This window comes from Nocardia sp. CDC519, assembly GCF_059509835.1.
Map to the genome: position 1 here is coordinate 116905 of NZ_CM183377.1, position 16683 is coordinate 133587.

Below are 16683 nucleotides of genomic sequence, written 5' to 3' on the forward strand. Positions count from 1 at the left end.
CCGCAGTTATGAAGATTTCGGGGTTCCATGCAATGACCGGCAACCGTCAAGCACAGCGCGCCTTCGATGCCGGAATCCTGTCCCTCGGGCTGAGCATTGATGGACAGGAATCGACGCGTGATCTCGAGTACGCGAAATTGGCTTTTCAGCGCGCTACCGAATGGGATCCGTCCATGTGCGATGCCTGGCTGGGCCGGGCGGCGGCGGGCGAGGTCACCGATGAGGTCATCCGGAACCTGCACCGCACCAGCACCAGCACCCTCTACCGCGAGCAGCGCAGGCTCGGCCTGGCGCCGCGAGCGCTGGCCGGGCGGTTCGTCTCCGGGCTCTACATCGACTATCCGCTGGCCAGCTACACCGAGATCTGGCTCGCCTACGCCGCGAACCTGATCGGGAGCAAGCAGTACGACGAGGCCGAGCGGGTGCTCGACGAGCTGGCCGAGTACCGGGCGGGCATGCTGTCGGATCCCGATCGCGAGATCGACGACCGGATCAGCGCCTATATCCGCGGTGTGCTGCATTTCAACACCCAGCGCTGGCCGGATGTGATGTCGGTGCTGGCCGGGTCGGCCGAATGGGAGGACCCGTACCTGGCCACCGGCGCGCACGTGATGGTCGGTTCGGCCTGCGCCCAGCTCGGGTTGTTCGGCGAGGCGATCCGGCGGATGGAGCAGGCCGAGAACGGGCCGATTCCGGCCGCGCGCACCACGGCCATGTTCTGCCGCGGCCTGTGCCTGCGCGAAACCGGCAGTGAGGACGAGGCGCAGGCGCTGTTCGAGCAGGTGTATTCGCAGGCGCCGGACTTCACCGCGAACACCGAGGCGATGCGGGACAAGAGCTACCGCATCACGGTCACCACCAAGGAGTCCATCGACGCCCGCACCGACCGCTGGGATCCGGCCTCGGCGCCGTCGGTGGAGCAGCTGCAAACCGCCGATGCCGAGGACCGCGCCAAGAAGATCCTCACCGAGGCCCGCGCCGAACTGGATCGTCAGATCGGCCTGACGGCGGTGAAGACGCAGGTCGCGAAGCTGCAAGCGACGGCGCAGCTGGCCAAGATCCGGGCCGAGAAGGGCATGGCCAGCGTGCCGCGCGGCAACCATCTTGCCTTCACCGGGCCGCCGGGAACGGGTAAGACCACCATTGCTCGGGTGGTCGCCAAGATCTACTGCGGCGTCGGCCTGCTCAAAACCGACAAGGTGGTCGAGGCCAAGCGGATGGATTTCGTCGGCCAGCATCTGGGCAGTACCGCGATCAAGACCGACAAGCTGATCGACACCGCGATGGACGGGGTGCTGTTCATCGACGAGGCGTACACGCTGATCCAGACCGGTTTGTCCGGCGGTGACGCCTTCGGCCGCGAGGCGGTGGACACGCTGCTGGCCCGGATGGAGAACGACCGCGACCGGCTGGTGGTGATCATCGCGGGCTACGACGGTGAGATCGACCGGCTGCTCGCCGCCAACGACGGTCTGGCCTCGCGTTTCGCCAAACGCTTGCAGTTCCCCTCCTACACCCCGCCCGAGCTGGGGCAGATCGGCAAACTCATCGCCTCCTCGCGCGATTCGGAGCTGTCCGAGGACGCGGTGCGGCTGCTGGAACAGGCCTGTGAGCGGCTCTACAACTCCGAACGCACCGACCAGAGCGGCCAGCCGCGCCGCGGCATCGACCTGGCCGGTAACGGCCGTTTCGTTCGCAATGTGATCGAAGCCGCCGAGGAGGAGCGCGAGTTCCGGCTGGCCAACGACGAGTCGCTGGATCTGACCGCGGTCGACGAATCGGTGCTGATGCGGATCGAGGCGCCGGACATGGAGGCCGCGCTGGCCGGTGTGCTGGCCTCGCTCGGGGTGTCCTAGCGATCGGTCCGGGTGCCGTATCCGGCGTACCGGATACGGCCCGAGCTCGGAGCGGCGGCTAGCTCAGTTGCGCTGCGGCAAAACGTCGTGCCTGGTCAGCGCGTCGCTGGGAGCCAGCGTCGGGCCGGGCACCAGCTGCCCGACGATGGCCCACGGCGCCGGCTCGGGTGAATCGCCGAGGCCGAGCACCATGGCGGTATCGATATCCGGGATGCCGTAGCGGATGCCGTTATCGGCGACGTAGAACAGGCTGCCGCGCCGCGGACTCCCCGGTTCCATGCCGGTGACGTGCACGAACTCCCCCGACGACGGGCGCAGATAAGCCTGATCGATGCGGTCGCCGGAGCCGTCGGCGGTGGCCAGCGAGACCGGTTGCGCACCCTCGGGCAGCGGCAGCCTGGCGCCCACGAGCAGGGCGGCCGAGGCGCGGTCGGTGGGTCCGTCGACGGCATCGGCCTCGCCCTGATCGGTCTTCGACCAGGACACACAGGTGACCGGCGCGTCCTCGGCGGACAGGATGGCAGGCACGGCGGCCGGGAAATGATCGACCGGCAGCTGCGAGAGCACCGGAATGCCGGTGAGCACGTCCGGCGGGACGGCCTCGATCTGGCTCATGCCCTGCGAGTTCGCGGTGCGGATGAGTTCGGCGGTGAACTCGGAGATGTGCTGCACACCCTCGCTGAGCACCACATACAGCTCGGCCCCCTGCTGCTTGCCGGTGGCCGCGACCGAGATGACGCCGCCCACCGGGATGTCGGACAGCGCGCCGGGGCCCGGCTTGCCCGCGTTCGGAATCTGCGGAACCGCGATGGGCGGTACCGGGGTGGCCGCCCCGAGCAGGCCGGTACCTGCCGGGCGCGGACGTTCACCGGAGAGGTCGAGCGCCCGCGCGAGCACGCTGTTGTCCGGGTCGATTTCGGCGCGTTTGCCCTCGTAGATGAGGTAGGTGCGGTCCGATCGGCGCACAAGCACGGCTTCCTCGGACCGCGCGGCGCGGATTCGTTCGCTCAGTTCCGGGCGCGCCGCGAGCACTGCGGTGTCCACCCCGGACGCCGAGGCGGCGCTGCCGGTGATGGACAGCTCGACGGTGTCGCACAGCGTCCAATCGGAGCGATCGCCCTGCGCCGAGCCGGGCAGCGCCGACGGCGCGCCCGGAATGCCGAGCAGCGGTCCACGCGGCATCTCGGCGAGCTTGGCGTCCTTGACCGAGGCCGGCGACTCGCTGCTGCCGCTGATCAGCCGGGCCGAGGCGAGATTGAGCACCGGGTGCAGGGTGGAACCGCCGTCGCTGTCGGCGACGACGACGTAGAGCGCGCCGCTGTCCTTGCCCATCACGATCTTCGCGTCGCCGATGGCGCCCTGCGGGCGGATGAAGGCCAGGATCGCCGCGCCGGCGACGACCAGCAGCCCGAGCACCGCCCCGACCAGCAGCGAACGCAGCTGTGAGCGCATCGGATCGTGCAGCATCCGCACATCCCGGCGCACCAGCGCGTGGTCGAGCCTGCGCAACAGGAATCGATATCCATTGACCTGCTGCCGGGTGGTCAGCTGTGCCGGCACATGGCCTCCATAGAACTGGGTTCTCCCCTCACTCGAGCAATTACAGTATCGGCCGAAACGGCGGTGTCAATCGACGTGGTACGCGGCCCGTCGAGCCGATTTCCCCCGACCCGCGTATTCATCTGCGGCGCGGTATTGTAAAAGTTCTCCAGACCCCCCGGAATAAACAAAATCAGGCAAGCGGAATTCGAACCCAGGGCTACTAAAAGTGAACGTTGTCGTAAACGAACGGGAAACCGCAGCCGACAATTCGGCGGAAAACCCATCCGGGGAAATCAGGTCGGACATCGCGGTGAACGCGACGTTACGTGATCCCGAATTCTGGTTGTTCCGCCATATTCCTTTACGGCGGATGGTTCCGCTGGCGTTGCTCGCCGCCGTGGCGGCCTGGGTGGCGCTGGCCTTCGACGCACCGATCGCCGCCGTCGCCGGGATCGGGGCCGCGGTGCTGCTGCTGGGCGCGGTGCCGGTGCGGCGGGCCGATCCGCGTAATCTCGCCGGGATGGTGGCGACGGCCGTGGCGTGGCGGTGGCGTCGCGCCCGGCCCGGTCCGGCCGACGGGGGTGCCGAGCCGTTCGACGTCACCCTGCCCGAAGGCGGTAGCTACGGCGTGCGCTGGGACAACGACCTGCTGGTCACCATGCTGCGCATCGATCCGCCGCCGGATGCGATGACGCTGCTGCGGCGCGGCTCGCTCAGCACCGATCAGGTGTTGCCGCTCACCGAAATCGGAAAATGCTTGAGCCAGTTCGACATCACGCTCACCTCCATCGACGTGATCAGCACCGGCGCACGCACCGCGGGCAACGGTGTGGTGGCCCAGCTCTACGACCGCATCCTCGGCCCGCTGCCCGCCATCGCCCACCGCACGGTCTGGCTGGTGCTGCGGCTGGATCCGCTGGCCAACGCGGAGGCGGTCGACAATCGTGGCGGCGGGCGCACCGGCAGCCTGCGCACCGCTATCATCGCGACCCGCCGCGTGGCCAATCGACTGGCTGCGCACGACATCTCGGTGTCGGTGCTCACCGCGGGCGAGATGAACGCGGCGGTGCGCCGGATGTGCTGGGGCGTGCCGCTGGACCAGTTCACCGAGACGCAGAACTCGCTCGTACATGGCGAGCTGCGGCTCACCAGCTACGAGATCGGCCCCGAGCTGGTCGGTTCGCGCGGCTTCGCCGATATCTGGGCCACGCCGAGCCTCAACACGATGGTGACGGTGCGGCTGCGTCCGGGCGTGCAGCGTCCCGGCGTCGGCACGCGGGCAGACTCCCCGCCGATCACCCTCGGTGCGCTGGTGCGCTTCGACACCCTCACCGAGCTCGACGCGCCGCCCGTCACGGGACTGCGGCCGTTGCGCGGCAGGCAGTATCGCGCCTTACTCGACACCCTGCCCGCGCAGACGGTGGTGCACGACAGTGCCGCGGACTATCACGGCCCGCTCAGCGCACTCACCGGCATCGCGGTGCCCACCGGTGGTTGCGGGCAGCTCATCGGCGCCGATCATCGTGGCCAGGGCATCGCGGTCCCGCTGATCGGTGACGGTACTCGCCATCTCGAGGTGATCGGCAAACTCGATCTGGCCCAGCAGGTGATCCTGCGGGCCATCGCGCTCGGCGCGCATGTGGTGGTGCACACCGGCAGGCCGGAGGCCTGGCAGACCATGGTCGCCAATGTCGGTGCACCGCATTCACTCTCGCTGGCGACGCGCTTCGGCGGAAACAACCAGCAGCACGGGCCGGCCTCCCCTCAGCCGGGCGCGGGGTTCAGCACCGCGACCGTCGTGGTGTTCGACGGAATCGCGCCCACCGCGTTGACGGGCGGCGCGACCATCGTGCGGGTGCGCGGACCACATGAACCCGGCGGCGATTTCGACGCCGACGTCACGCTGTACCAGGACCCCACCGCACCGAACCGCATCACCGTGCGCACCTCCACCGCGCAGGCCACGGTCAACATGGTCACCACCCCGGACGAGATGCGCTACATCGGCGAGTCACTCGCCGCCGCCCGCTGAATCCGCCGTTAACGCAGACAGCCGGCCCGGTATGCACCGGGCCGGCTGTTCGGCGCTGACGTGTCCTACACGCCCGCGAAGCCGTCGCCGATCTTGCCGTCGGTGCCGAGGGCGCGGTGCAGCGCGCTCTCCACCGCGGCGGCGACGTTGTCCAGGATCACCAGGGTGTCCTCGAACTTGGTGTCCCAGTCCTTGTGCACGGCCTGGAAGCCGTTGTAGGCCTCGTTGCCCTCCCAGGCGACGGCGAGCGCGCTGCCCGCATCGGCCATGTCACGGGCATTGTCGGTCAGTGCCTTGCGGAAACCCTGCAGATCGTGGAACAGGGTGGTCATCGCAGACTTGTCGTATTCCATCAGAACCCTCCGGATCAGTTGTGTAGCTGGTGGTTACGGCCGATGCCTCGATCGGGCGGCCGTCAGATCTTGATGTAGTTGAACTCGTCTTCGCCTTCGGCGTCGATCCGCTTGAAGGTGGCGCTGCCCTCACCGACCAGCTGGGTCATCCGGTCCAGCACGCCGTTCAGTTCGGTGGCCTCGGTGTTCCACCGGTCGGCGGCGGCGTTGAAGGCGTTGCGGGCGTCGCCCTCCCAGCCACGGGCCGCGTTGACCTCATCGGTGATGGCCTTGAGGGTGAACTTCATGCCCTCGACGGCGTTGGCCATATCGCCCTGGGCCTTGTCGGCGGATGAATGATCGGCGTAAACCATGATCGAACCTTTCGTGTTGTGATTTCTGTACCCGGAAGGTGCCGGTCGGGGCACCGCCGGGAGAGTGGCGGGCTACTGCACGCCCTGCGGGTCTACTGCGGCAGCCACCTTCCCCCGGGCAGTGCTTCGACCAGGGCCGAGATCGCTTGCGCGATCCGGTGATCAGTGCCCGGTGTCACCGTGGACCAGACCTGCTGATCCGCTGCGAACCCGGGCGCGGCGACGAGGCGACCGTGCCCGGTGTCGTATACCGCGACCGCCGCGGGCGGCCGGGTCGTCACGCCGTCGATGTGGGCATAGGCCACGATTTCGGCGTAGGCATGGCAGGACGCGAAGGCCAGCCCGTAGCGGGGCGCGTCCCGGTCGGCGACGCCGAGCGCGTAGAGGGCGTCGGCGTATTCGGCCGAGCTCTGCGCGGCTTCGAGGCGTTCGCTCAGTTCGGCGGCAGGCGCGCTGAACACTGCGACATCGGCGGGATCGGCCGGGCCGAGCGCGGCCAGCACAGGACGGGCCAGGGTGGCGCCGGACCCGTCGGACCAGACGGTGCCGATGTCGTAGTCGTCGCCGGTGCGCACGGCGAGGGCGTGCTGCTCGCCGCGGCGGGCCAGGCAGATTCGGATCGGCGCGGCGCCGGTGAACACGCGGGCGACCAGCTCGCGGTCGGGCTGGGCCAGGGTGAACAGGGCGTCGGCCAGGGTCGGTTCCACCTCGCCGTAGGCATCGATGACGCCGGAACCGGTCAGCTCGGTGACGGCGCGGTGCTGGGCCTGCGCCCATGCGTCGTAGGAGTCGTGCTGCGGCGCCACCGACAGCACCTGCGGCAAGGTTTGCACCCCGAGGCGCTCGGCGACGGCGAGCAGGCCGTCGTTGGTCACCAGCGTCATGACGCGCCTCCCGGGGCGGTACGGCCGGTGGGCGGCGCGGCCGGTTCCGGCGCGCCGAGGACCGCGGGGGCCGAGACGATGCCGAGATCGGCGCCGAGCGCGTCAGTGCCCGCATCGCCCGCCCTGGACTGGTACTCCTCCTCCTGGGCGCCCGCCGCGGCGGCGAAGGGCGAACCGGGAACCAGCGGGATGGTGCCGTGCGAAGCCGGAACCTGCTGTGGTGCCAGAACTTCCACCGTTTCAGCGGTGGCCGATTCGGTGAAGGCAGCGGCTTGGTATGAGGTCTTCGCGCGGGGGATGGGGCCGAGGCCGCCGCCACCGGGGGCGAACATGCCGGGTGTGACCGGGGGCAGGGCGGGTGAGCCGGCTTGCGGCGCGGTCGCGGGTACTTGCTCGGCCTGCAAGGCGGCGGCGGGCACGATGACCGGCGGCGGTTGCTGGGTCCAGGGTTGGGCCAGCGGCGCACTGGCCGATTCGTAGCCGCGCATCACCCGCGATGCGGCGGCCTTGGCGGCATCGGCATCGGCATCGGTGGTGGCTGCGACGGCCTGAATCGGGGCGCCGAGAGCGGATCCGACCTGCTCGAGCAAGCGCTGGATCTCCTGAATGGCCTGGATCTCCGCGCTGTTCGGCATGGCGAGTCGCGCCACCTCATAGGCCGCGACCTGCGTTTCGGCCCGGACCGCGTTGTTGGCTGCCGCGCTCGCCGCCTCGGTCAACCAGTCGCGCAACCGCGACACCTTGTCCAGCACTTCACGGCTGGTGCCCGACTGCCAGACCCCGCGCAGACCGAGCACCACCCGCTCGAAATCGACCACCGCGGTGCCGAGCTCGGCCGCCAACTGCACCCAGGCGGCGGCCGCCTCGGCCATCGGCAGTGAACCCGGCCCGGTCCCGAGTTCGCGGGCCAGCCGGTCGGGCTGACGCGCCTCCCAGACCACGCCGGTGAAGCCGGGCTGCGGTGGTTCGATCATCACAGAGCTCCGTGTGCCGCCCGAGACGAGCTAGGCCGCTCCGCGCGCGGGCACATCGAAGCCAGCGGCACTGTCGCTTTCGGACCGGCCGAACTCGGTGATCTGGCTGCGTAGTACAGCGGCCAGCTTGCGTAGTTCATGGATGCCCGCGGCGGTGCTGTCCCCGAAGGACATCGCGACCTCGTTCATCGTCTGCGCTGCCGTGCGCGATACCTCGTCGGCACCGGCCGGTTCGACCTTCAACGCGGCTTCCCTGCTGGTCAGTGCCTGCTCCAGCCGGTCGGCCAGACTGTCGAGTTCACGCGCGGCCGCGCCTGCACCCGCGGCATCGAATTGGACCCCATCGAAATCCACACCACTGCGGACCATGACAACCTCCTGGATCGGACCGTGCTGACTGCGTCAGAGGGTGAGTTCTTTGTCGGGCGGTGCTTCGGATTGCTGTTCGGCCGCGCCGACCACCGGCAGCGAGACACCCTCGATATCGCCGACGACCTCGTCGCCGTGCTGACCGGACACCAGGTAGTTCGGCATATCGCCGGCGTCGCCCGCACCGCGCACACCCGCGGCGGCGCCGGCCGCACCGGCCGCTCCTATCGGCATCATGGCCGGGCCGGTGCCCGCGGTGGTGGCTGCCGAGCGTCCGCCGGCCATCCCCGCCTCGCCGGACGCCGCGGCACCCAGTCCACCGACGGCACCGGGCACGGCCCCGAGTCCCGCGGTCCGCGTGCCCGGCCATGGGCTCAGCGGTGCGGCGACCGGGCCGACACCGCCGCCACCGACACCTGCTCCACCGCCGGCGCCCGGATGGCCTTTACCTGGCTCGCCGTCCTTCTTCTCGGCCGGATCCTGCGCACCGTCAGTGGGTTTCGGCGCCAGCAGCGAGGTGTTGGCCGCGGCCAGCTGTCCGATCGACTGCGCCCCGGTACTGGCCATCGTCATCAGCGGGGTGACCATCTGCAGCAGCTGCATGACCTGCTGCATCGAGTCCACCCCCTTGGGCGCCCCGGTGACGGCGACCTTCTTGCCCGCCTGGGTCATATTTCCCGAGTGGCCGAGCAGCTCGCCGCGGGTCTTGGCCACCACGGCAGTCGCCGAGGCCAAGGCCTCGGTGGTCGCGGCGACCATGAACATCTGCCCGCCGGGAGTGGCGAGCAGCGGTGCCGAGGCCACCATCGTGGTCAGGTATTTGGCGATGATCGCGGTCAATTCGGCGCCGCCGACCGCCACCGAGGTCGCCGCGCCCGCGAGCACCGTCTTCTCGTTGGTGCTCTGCGCGGCCAGTTCGGCGCTGTCGGCCTGTGCGTCGGCGGCCTTGCCCGCGGCGCTGCTTGCGCCCATCCCCTGCCAGATCGTCATCACCGCCTGCAGCGCGGAGGTACCTAGCTGCATCGCGGTGGTGAGCGCGGTGTTGACCGCCTGGAATACCTGTATCGGATCGGGACCGCCACCCGGTGGCGGTGCGAGTACACCGGTGCCGAAACTGCTGGCCAGATCCGTCAGCGGGCGGGCCAGCGCGGCGATATCGATCACCGGCATCGGCGGGAATTCCGGTAGCGGCGGGATCGCGGACAGATCCGGCAGCGGCGGCAGACCCATATCCGCCAGGATGTCGTTCACCGGCCGGTCGATATAGGGCGCGAGGGCGCTGCCGCGTAAGAGATCGACGACGGTGGGGTCCAGCTCCGGATTCATTGCAGCGGCGCGGTTGCCGCACCCAGTTCGGCGATGGCGGCGGCGTCGGAGGCCTCGTAGGCCGCGGCGCTCTGATGCGCGGTGACCGCCGTGGCGGCGTGCACACCGGCCAGTTCCATCACCGACGACAGGTGGTTGCCCTGTGCGATGGCGTACGACACCAGGAATTCCTGCCCGATCAAGCCGAATACGGGGGCTGCGACGGCCATGGTCGCGGCCTGGTCGACACTGCCCGCGGTGGCCACGCTCGTCGCCATCGCCGCTGCCGCGTCGCCGTAGCGACGGATCGCGTCAGGTGTTGCTACGAGGTCGCTCATCGTACTCCCCGATCCGGTGATGCTGGATGTTTGGCGCGAATCCCCCCACCGAGCGGACGCTTCGGTGTGAGCTGTCGCAAAAAACTATGACCGGTCAGGGTGAACGTGACGTGTCTACCCGCTGACTTCTTCGTTGAAAGACACGACGATTTCGGCGCGCCGGGCAAAGGCCGCCCTGGCCGCCGCTGCGGCGGTAGCCACCAGCCGCTGCTCGAACTCGGAGGGCGTGAGCTCCGAGATCGCCGTGGTGAACTGGAGATTCACCAGCGAGCCGTTGCCATCGACCTCGGCGGTCATCGACCCGTCCGGTGCGGTTTCGCTCGCGCGGACCGCGGCCATATCGTCGGCGAGGTCGCGCATGCGGTACAACCGCCGGCGGACGCTGGCTTCCAGCTCGTCCATAGATTCAAACACGAGATGAATTCCTCTCCCGCACAGTTGTTCCCACTGATGGAAATCAGCAGCTCAGACCGAGCGCAGCCAGCTGCGCGGCTCGGTGTCGTAGTCCTGTTCGTCGGCCATCTCCTGCGCGGCCACCTCGGCCGCGGTCGGCAGGCCCATCAAGGCCAGCATGTCCTCGGCCACGCCCGCTTGTTCCAGCTGTGCCCGCCGCGCGAGCCCGGCCCGGCTCGCGGCCTGCTTGCACAGCCGCAGCACCTCGGCCGCCAGCGCCGCCGGATCGCCACCTAGCTCGGCTCGTTCGATCGAAATGCCCACCGGCAAACCCTGTTCGGTGGTGCGCACCGCGATCGCACCGGTGCGGGACGTGGCGGTCCATTCGGCCGGGCCCTGCTCCTGCTGACTCATCGCGGCATTCCTTTCACGCGCGTTCGTCCTTGATCGCCCGGATCACCGCGGCGACCCGGGTATTGATCGCGTTGACCAGATGTTTGCGGTCGGCCGGTCTGGCCACCGGCGGTGTCTCGTCACCGATGACGTAGCGGCCGTCTTCTTCGAGATCGCGCCAGCGCAGCCGGTGTTTGGTGATGCCGCGCGGTCCGAAGATCGAAAAGCCCTGCACCACATCGATGGTTCCGTAACTCGGCGCGGGCGTGGCCAGGAAGGTGGCGCCGCGCTGACCGACGGAATCGTCGAACGAGTCGTGTACGGCGGAACCGCCGTAGGAGTGGTCGAGTTCCTCGCTCGGGTTTTCGGCTGGCAGCACCACATCGCGCTGCCTACCGGGCTCGGCCTCCGGCATCTTGGCGACCATCGCCTCGGCCAGACTCACCGCCTCGCACTCGGAGACGGTGAAACCCCCGCTGTGCCAGTAGGTCTCACCTGGCAACTGTTCGATGATATAGCCGGTGTTCTGCCGCCGGGCACCGTGCAGCCGCACCAGACCCTTCGGTTCGCGCGGTGCGCGGCCGTCGCCACCGTTGATCACGATCCGCAGATCCGGGTCGGCGATCGCTTCCAGCACCGCATCGAACGAGGAGCCGAGCCTGCGCCGCACGTCGTCGCGCGCGGCCAGCTTCTCGGCCTTGAACTGTTCTGGATCCTCGGTGCGCCCGGTGTAGAACAACGGGAACGGCAGCCCGCCGCGGCGCAGCGACTCCCACAGCACGACGAACTCGATATCGCTGAATTCCCAGGTCCGGTTCATTTCTCCACAACAGGTTTGGCCACCACCGGCGCATCGCCCAGTGCTTCTTCGATGTGCTCGACGGAGTCGAGGTAATCGGCGCGCTTGTGCTCCTTGGCCTGCTGACCACCACCAGCGCCCGCGCCCGCCGGACCCATGCCGCCGGGCGCGCCGGGAGCACCAGCGATGGGCGCCAAACCGGCGCCACGCATCGCACCGGCCGCGACACCGGCGGCCGAGGCGCGCGGGAACAGCTTGGAGGCCTGGGTCTGCGCTGGTTCCTTCGGGAGCCCGCCGAGCCCACCCGCGCCGGCTCCGCCACCCGCGCCACCGCCGCCGACGCCCTTGCCTCCGCCGAGCCCGCCCTTGAGGTTCGGCAGGTCCTTACCAAGACCGGACAGCGCCTGCGGCAGCCCGGCCAGACCGGCCTGCTGCATCGCCTGCTGGGCGGCCTGCTGAGCTTGCTGTAACCCCTGCTGGGCCGCCTGCTGAGCCTGCTGCAAGCCCTGCTGTAGCGCCTGCTGGGCTTGTTGCGCGGCCTGCTGGGCCGCCTGCTGGGCGGCTTGTTGCTGCGCGCGTTGCTGGGCCTGCTGCTGGGCCTGTTCCTGCTGCTGGCGCAGCTGCTCGGCCTGGCGTCGCGCGTCGGCCTCGGCCTTGTCCCGCGCGGCCTGCATATCCCGTTGCTGCTGGCTCAGCGCCTGCTGATCCTTGGCGAACTGGGCGAGGGAGGCCTGCTGCTGTTGCTGGGCGGCGGAACTGCCGCCCCCATTGTTGCCGCCGCCGGTGTTGCCACCACCGTTGTTGCCGCCATTGTTTCCGCCGTTGTTGCCCGGATTCCGGGGGTCGTCGTTCGGCATCTGCACCGCATCGGCCGGCTTCGGCAGGATCGGAATCGCGCTCGCGCAGGCGGCGATGCCGGGCTCGTACCAGTTCGCGTAGACCTGCCTGGCCAGTTCGAGCTGGGCGTGTTCCTGGTCGTCGGGGGTGTAGGCGACGCTCTGGTCGGGCATGCCGTAAACCGTGTTGGCCGTCCAGCCGGAGGCATTGACGAGATTGTCGCTGAGCTGCTGCATCGCGGTGAGCAGCTTGCCGCTGTTGTTGGTGTAGAGCCGGACGGCGCGAGCGGCGCCGTCCGCGCCGGTGCCCTTCCAGCGATCGGAATCCATCAAGCCCTGGATGCTCTGGTCGAAGTTGGAAAACCCGGACTGCAACTGCAACTTCATCCGGAACCAGTCACCGCCGGCCACCGCGATGAAGGCCGGTTTGCCGCGGATCTGATCGCCCAGCCACCACAGCTGGTTGAAGTTCAAGGTCTGCGCGGGCGGCACCGTCACCGAGAAGCCTTGGGAACCTTCGCTACCGGCGAGGTCGAGCAGGCTGTCCGGGAGTCCGCCGTACTTGGAGTCCTTGTTCTCGTAGTTGCCGAGGTTCGGAATATCGGGCGAGATGTCGACCCAGCCGCCGTGATACATCTGCTCCTGCTCGACGTGCTTGATCAGATCGCCCGCATTGCTGGTACGCACCATCGAGTCGAAATGGCCCTTGCCGTCCAGATCGGTGCCCTCGTACAGCTTTCCCGCGATGACGAAGGACTCGCCCAGATCGGTGGCGATGCGCTTGTGTTCCTTCATCACCTCGTCGCGGAACTCCGCGGCGATCTCGGCGAACTTGTTCGCCAGCCGCACCGCGCCGGGAAAGTGACCGAGGCCCTCGATCTTCAGCACGTCATCGAGGCTGCCGGTCACCATGTTCAGCACATCGACCAGATCGGCGCAGTAGGACGCGGCATCGGTGGCGACGTCCTTGGTGAACACCAGCCCGCCGTTGCCTGCTTGCGTGCGGAGATCGCCCCATGGGTTGTTCTCTCCTGCCATCGGCACAGCTCCTTCCCACTCGCTGTCCACACGGTGCGGGATCATCCCGTGGAGAAACTGAACGGCAGGTAGCCGCGCGATGAATCATGCTCGGGCCGAGGGTTTCCGCCAGTTCAGAAGTCGGCCGCGCGGTGCCGTTGCTGGTAGCGCTGCTCGAACTCGGCGATGTAATCCGAGGGGGCGATGGAGGAGCTGGACTGTTCGAGCACGCCGTCGTCGGCCAGGTAGAAGATGGTGCGGCCGACGGCGAGTTCATCCGGTGCCACCGGCACGTACACCATCCAGCCGACGCTGAACCGCTCGGCGATCAGCTCCTGCGGCGGATAGCCGGCGGTGGCCGCCCCGGTGTCGGCCAGATGCGCCCGCACCCGCGCCAGCGCCTGGTCCTGCGGCATCGGTTCGGGCAGCGAGAGCGCGACACCGGCCACGGTGAGCTGGTAGAAGGCGCTGTCGATATCGAAATCGCCGTCGTCGCCGAAAACTTCGATCAGCGTGTCCCGTGTCGCCACGCCGACCTCGGCGGCCGCGAGTAGCGCCGCCACCGCGCGGCGTTCGGGCTCGCCGGGCTCCGCGGTGAGCAATCGCAGCACCACATCCACGACGGTGTCGAAGGTCCAGAACCCCGGCACCGCCTCGGCGATCCCCTGCGCACCCGGCGATTCGCCGCAATACCAGTGGCCGCTGTCCCACCAGAAGCAGAACGAGAGCAGCCCCGTGGAAGCGCGCGCGTTGAGTACCGGGTTGGCGACCCACTCGGGCGCGCCGGCATACAACTCGGGCAAGTCGGCGTCCGCGTTGTAGGCGACGTCGAGTTCGGGTGCGTTCCAGACCCCGCCGGAGAGCACCGCGCGGCCGCCCGGCAACGCATACAGGGTGGCGCCGCTGCGCCGGGAACCCTCGAACATGCCGAGGGAGGGCAGGATTCGCGGACCCCACTGCGAACCCGCCGCCACGAACGCCGCCGACAGCACCGCCCACCGCGCCCACATCAGTGGAAACTCCGGCAACTCGTGATCGGCGAGCTCACCGCGAATGTCGCGGGCGCGGTCGGCGCGGGCCTGGGCGGCGGCATCCCCGGGCGAGCGGGACTGCCGGTCGCCGTGGGCGAGATGGGCTGCCAGCCACACCGGCAGTGAGCGGCGCGGATACAGCCGCAGATCCTCGGCGTACGCCTGCGGTGGGAACAACTGATCCTGCGGGAACGGTTCGTCGCCGTAGTCATAGTCGACCTCGAGCTCACCGCCGGCATCGAGCGTCAACAGCAGACGCCACCAGGGGCCGTCACCGAGCTGCGCGGATTCGTGACGCTGACGTCGCACCAGCTCCAGCAACTCCGTCGAGGGCTGCGCCCCGATCGAATGACCGTCCTCGTCGACGTAGAAGACCTGCCCGAGTTCGGCGGCTGCGGTCAACGCGAACAGGGCGGTGAGCCGTCGCCAGCCCGCGGGAGCGGCGGCCGCGAGTGCGCGGGCGATCTGGCGGGTGAGCTCGGTGGCTCGGGTGGCTGGATCGGCGGCGGCGGGGGTGGGGGTTGGGTCGAGGGTGAAGCCGACGTCGGGGTCGTCGGTGTCGGCGTCGCTGGCGGTGGCGGCAGCGGTCGTGGCGGTAGCGGCGACGTCGCTGACGGTAGCGGCGGTGTCGCTGTTGTCGGCGGTGGCAGCGGTCGTGGCAGCGTCGGCCTCGGTGACGGCGGCGGTTGCATCGGTAGGGGTTTCAGCGGCGCCTGCGGCCGCATCGGTTCCGGGCGTCGCGCCGGCCGAATGCGCGGAGGAACGTTTCCCTTCCGGCTTTTCGGCTGCCGGTTCGGGCTGGTCGGCGGGGTTGTTCACGCGCGGCACTCTCCTCGTCTGCGCACCCGACGGGCGGGAAGCTCGAAGCGGTCATACCACCGCAGGTGAAACGGCGCCGGAACAGCCGGTGACGGCGAGCCGACCCGGAAAACTGTTCAGTCCTGCCGCGCCAAACCCAGAGCAGGCAGGTCCACAGGACGATTTCCGTCGCTCTCATCCCACGCCACATACGACAGCGCCGCCGGGTCGGAGATCCCGAAGGCATCGCGCAGGCCCTCGACGATCATCGCGGCCAGTGCGCGATAGCGGGCCGAGGGCAACGGCCACGACCATTCGACCCACCAGTTGCCGGCGTGATCGGCGTCCGGCCGCTGCCAACCCGCCGCGGTCAGGATCCGCGCGCCGTCGGCGCCCGCCCCGGCTTCGGGGCTCAACCAGCGATCACCGACCAGTTCGGCCCAGATGCGGTCGTCGAGTTGACGCAGCTGCGCGAAGCGCGGCGACTCCACTCGGTCCTCGCCGATACGCAGCACCGAACCCGCGCCGAGCCGCATCAGCTCGGCGGCCAGGCCCGTGCTCAGCTCCGCCCACTCCGTCACAGCAGGCCTTGCTCGTCGAGCTCGACATTGCGGTCGTCGCGGGCGAGCCTGGCGTTGTCGACCAGCTTCAGCACTACCGAGACCGCCAACTCGTTCAGCACCAGAGTGTGGTCCTTGCCTGCCCATCGCAGCTGCGGAAACTCGCCGGGGATGCGGGCTGTCGGCTCGCCGAGTGCCTCGGTGAGGGACTCGCCCAGTGCCGCGAACGCGTCGCGGATGCGCTCGCGTCCGGTTGCCGATTCCTCGGCGAAATCGGTCACTCGAACCTCGATGACCTCGGCTTTGCCGTTCCTGCCTCGGATCTCACCGCTGCCGAGACCGAAACCGGTGTCGAGCATCACCCAGTTCGCGTCGCTGTGCAGCACCCGCAAGCCGAACTCGGTGGCCAGCCGCGGACCATCGGCCACCAGCCACGACCAGTTCAACGATTGCAAACGGGTGCCGAGCTCGGCGATCTCGGTGCCGGGCATCGCACGCCATCGCGTCATAGGCGCTTCCCCGGTTCCGTCGGCGGTCATCGGGCCTGCCCGCGCCGATCGAGTTCCTCGATCTTGCGGGCCAGCGCTTCCCTGCGCTCGCGGGCATTGGTGCCGTCGAGCTGGCCGGCGAAGGCGGCGCGGGCGGCGACGACCAGGTCGTCGGGCACCTCCGGGTAGACGTGGGCGATCGCCCAGAGCGCGTTCTCGGTCTTCATGTCGAGGCCGGTGGCGGAGCGTAGACCGCCACCGCTGCATACCGACGCGAGCATTTCCTCGAAGTTCGATCGAAGCTCGTCATCGGTCGGTGGACTCACCCGCATGGTGCCTCCTCATCTCTGTCGGTCTTCCGG

General features: G+C 69.0%; 18 protein-coding genes. 2 read left to right on the forward strand and 16 right to left on the reverse strand.

The window, feature by feature from the left end; translation table 11 throughout:
- The first annotated feature begins 32 nt into the window (after positions 1-32).
- Entirely contained in the window at positions 33-1856 is a 1824-nt protein-coding gene (gene eccA, locus AC5W7N_RS00545) for a type VII secretion AAA-ATPase EccA (protein ID WP_163814541.1), read from the forward strand.
- Between the two features lie 63 nt (positions 1857-1919).
- Here the strand turns inward: eccA and eccB are convergent, their stop codons facing one another.
- On the reverse strand, positions 1920-3416 hold the full coding sequence (gene eccB / locus AC5W7N_RS00550) for a type VII secretion protein EccB (RefSeq protein WP_195020637.1): 1497 nt from the start codon (positions 3414-3416) through the stop codon (positions 1920-1922).
- A gap of 292 nt (positions 3417-3708) precedes the next feature.
- Here eccB and eccE point away from each other — a divergent pair, with 292 nt between their 5' ends.
- The gene (eccE, locus tag AC5W7N_RS00555) at positions 3709-5430 is read left to right on the forward strand and encodes a type VII secretion protein EccE (RefSeq protein WP_324197392.1); all 1722 of its coding nucleotides are present in this window, start codon (positions 3709-3711) and stop codon (positions 5428-5430) included.
- A 65-nt stretch (positions 5431-5495) separates the two neighbouring features.
- Here eccE and AC5W7N_RS00560 read toward each other — a convergent pair whose 3' ends face one another.
- The 15 genes from AC5W7N_RS00560 to AC5W7N_RS00630 all read right to left on the reverse strand — a co-directional run bounded on the left by AC5W7N_RS00560 (position 5496) and on the right by AC5W7N_RS00630 (position 16653).
- On the reverse strand, positions 5496-5783 hold the full coding sequence (locus AC5W7N_RS00560) for a WXG100 family type VII secretion target (protein ID WP_163814539.1): 288 nt from the start codon (positions 5781-5783) through the stop codon (positions 5496-5498).
- 62 nt (positions 5784-5845) lie between these two features.
- Positions 5846-6136: a WXG100 family type VII secretion target gene (locus tag AC5W7N_RS00565; protein WP_163814538.1), complete on the reverse strand. Its 291-nt coding sequence runs from the start codon at positions 6134-6136 to the stop codon at positions 5846-5848.
- A 92-nt stretch (positions 6137-6228) separates the two neighbouring features.
- A complete protein-coding gene (locus tag AC5W7N_RS00570; RefSeq protein ID WP_163814537.1) occupies positions 6229-7020 on the reverse strand; it encodes an ESX secretion-associated protein EspG in 792 nt (263 codons plus the stop codon).
- On the reverse strand, positions 7017-7994 hold the full coding sequence (locus tag AC5W7N_RS00575; protein WP_195020636.1) for a PPE domain-containing protein: 978 nt from the start codon (positions 7992-7994) through the stop codon (positions 7017-7019). Before AC5W7N_RS00575 ends, AC5W7N_RS00570 begins: the two co-directional genes overlap by 4 nt.
- A gap of 30 nt (positions 7995-8024) precedes the next feature.
- Positions 8025-8363: a PE family protein gene (locus tag AC5W7N_RS00580; RefSeq protein ID WP_163814535.1), complete on the reverse strand. Its 339-nt coding sequence runs from the start codon at positions 8361-8363 to the stop codon at positions 8025-8027.
- Between the two features lie 33 nt (positions 8364-8396).
- On the reverse strand, positions 8397-9689 hold the full coding sequence (locus AC5W7N_RS00585; RefSeq protein WP_195020635.1) for a hypothetical protein: 1293 nt from the start codon (positions 9687-9689) through the stop codon (positions 8397-8399).
- On the reverse strand, positions 9686-10006 hold the full coding sequence (locus tag AC5W7N_RS00590; protein WP_171047994.1) for a hypothetical protein: 321 nt from the start codon (positions 10004-10006) through the stop codon (positions 9686-9688). The genes AC5W7N_RS00585 and AC5W7N_RS00590 overlap by 4 nt, the downstream gene beginning before the upstream one ends.
- 114 nt (positions 10007-10120) lie before the next feature.
- The gene (locus AC5W7N_RS00595; protein ID WP_163814533.1) at positions 10121-10420 is read right to left on the reverse strand and encodes a YbaB/EbfC family nucleoid-associated protein; all 300 of its coding nucleotides are present in this window, start codon (positions 10418-10420) and stop codon (positions 10121-10123) included.
- A gap of 51 nt (positions 10421-10471) precedes the next feature.
- The gene (locus AC5W7N_RS00600) at positions 10472-10813 is read right to left on the reverse strand and encodes a hypothetical protein (RefSeq protein ID WP_194990849.1); all 342 of its coding nucleotides are present in this window, start codon (positions 10811-10813) and stop codon (positions 10472-10474) included.
- A gap of 13 nt (positions 10814-10826) precedes the next feature.
- Positions 10827-11612, reverse strand: coding sequence for an ESX secretion-associated protein EspG (locus tag AC5W7N_RS00605; protein WP_163814531.1), 786 nt, complete (start codon positions 11610-11612; stop codon positions 10827-10829).
- Entirely contained in the window at positions 11609-13465 is a 1857-nt protein-coding gene (locus tag AC5W7N_RS00610; RefSeq protein ID WP_194990850.1) for a hypothetical protein, read from the reverse strand. The genes AC5W7N_RS00605 and AC5W7N_RS00610 overlap by 4 nt, the downstream gene beginning before the upstream one ends.
- Before the next feature lie 113 nt (positions 13466-13578).
- A complete protein-coding gene (locus AC5W7N_RS00615; protein ID WP_495923012.1) occupies positions 13579-15294 on the reverse strand; it encodes a hypothetical protein in 1716 nt (571 codons plus the stop codon).
- A gap of 116 nt (positions 15295-15410) precedes the next feature.
- Positions 15411-15854, reverse strand: coding sequence for a TY-Chap domain-containing protein (locus tag AC5W7N_RS00620; protein WP_490724632.1), 444 nt, complete (start codon positions 15852-15854; stop codon positions 15411-15413).
- On the reverse strand, positions 15851-16342 hold the full coding sequence (locus AC5W7N_RS00625; protein WP_495923013.1) for a DUF6301 family protein: 492 nt from the start codon (positions 16340-16342) through the stop codon (positions 15851-15853). The genes AC5W7N_RS00620 and AC5W7N_RS00625 overlap by 4 nt, the downstream gene beginning before the upstream one ends.
- A 26-nt stretch (positions 16343-16368) precedes the next feature.
- Entirely contained in the window at positions 16369-16653 is a 285-nt protein-coding gene (locus AC5W7N_RS00630) for a hypothetical protein (RefSeq protein ID WP_163817960.1), read from the reverse strand.
- Between the last annotated feature and the right edge of the window lie 30 nt (positions 16654-16683).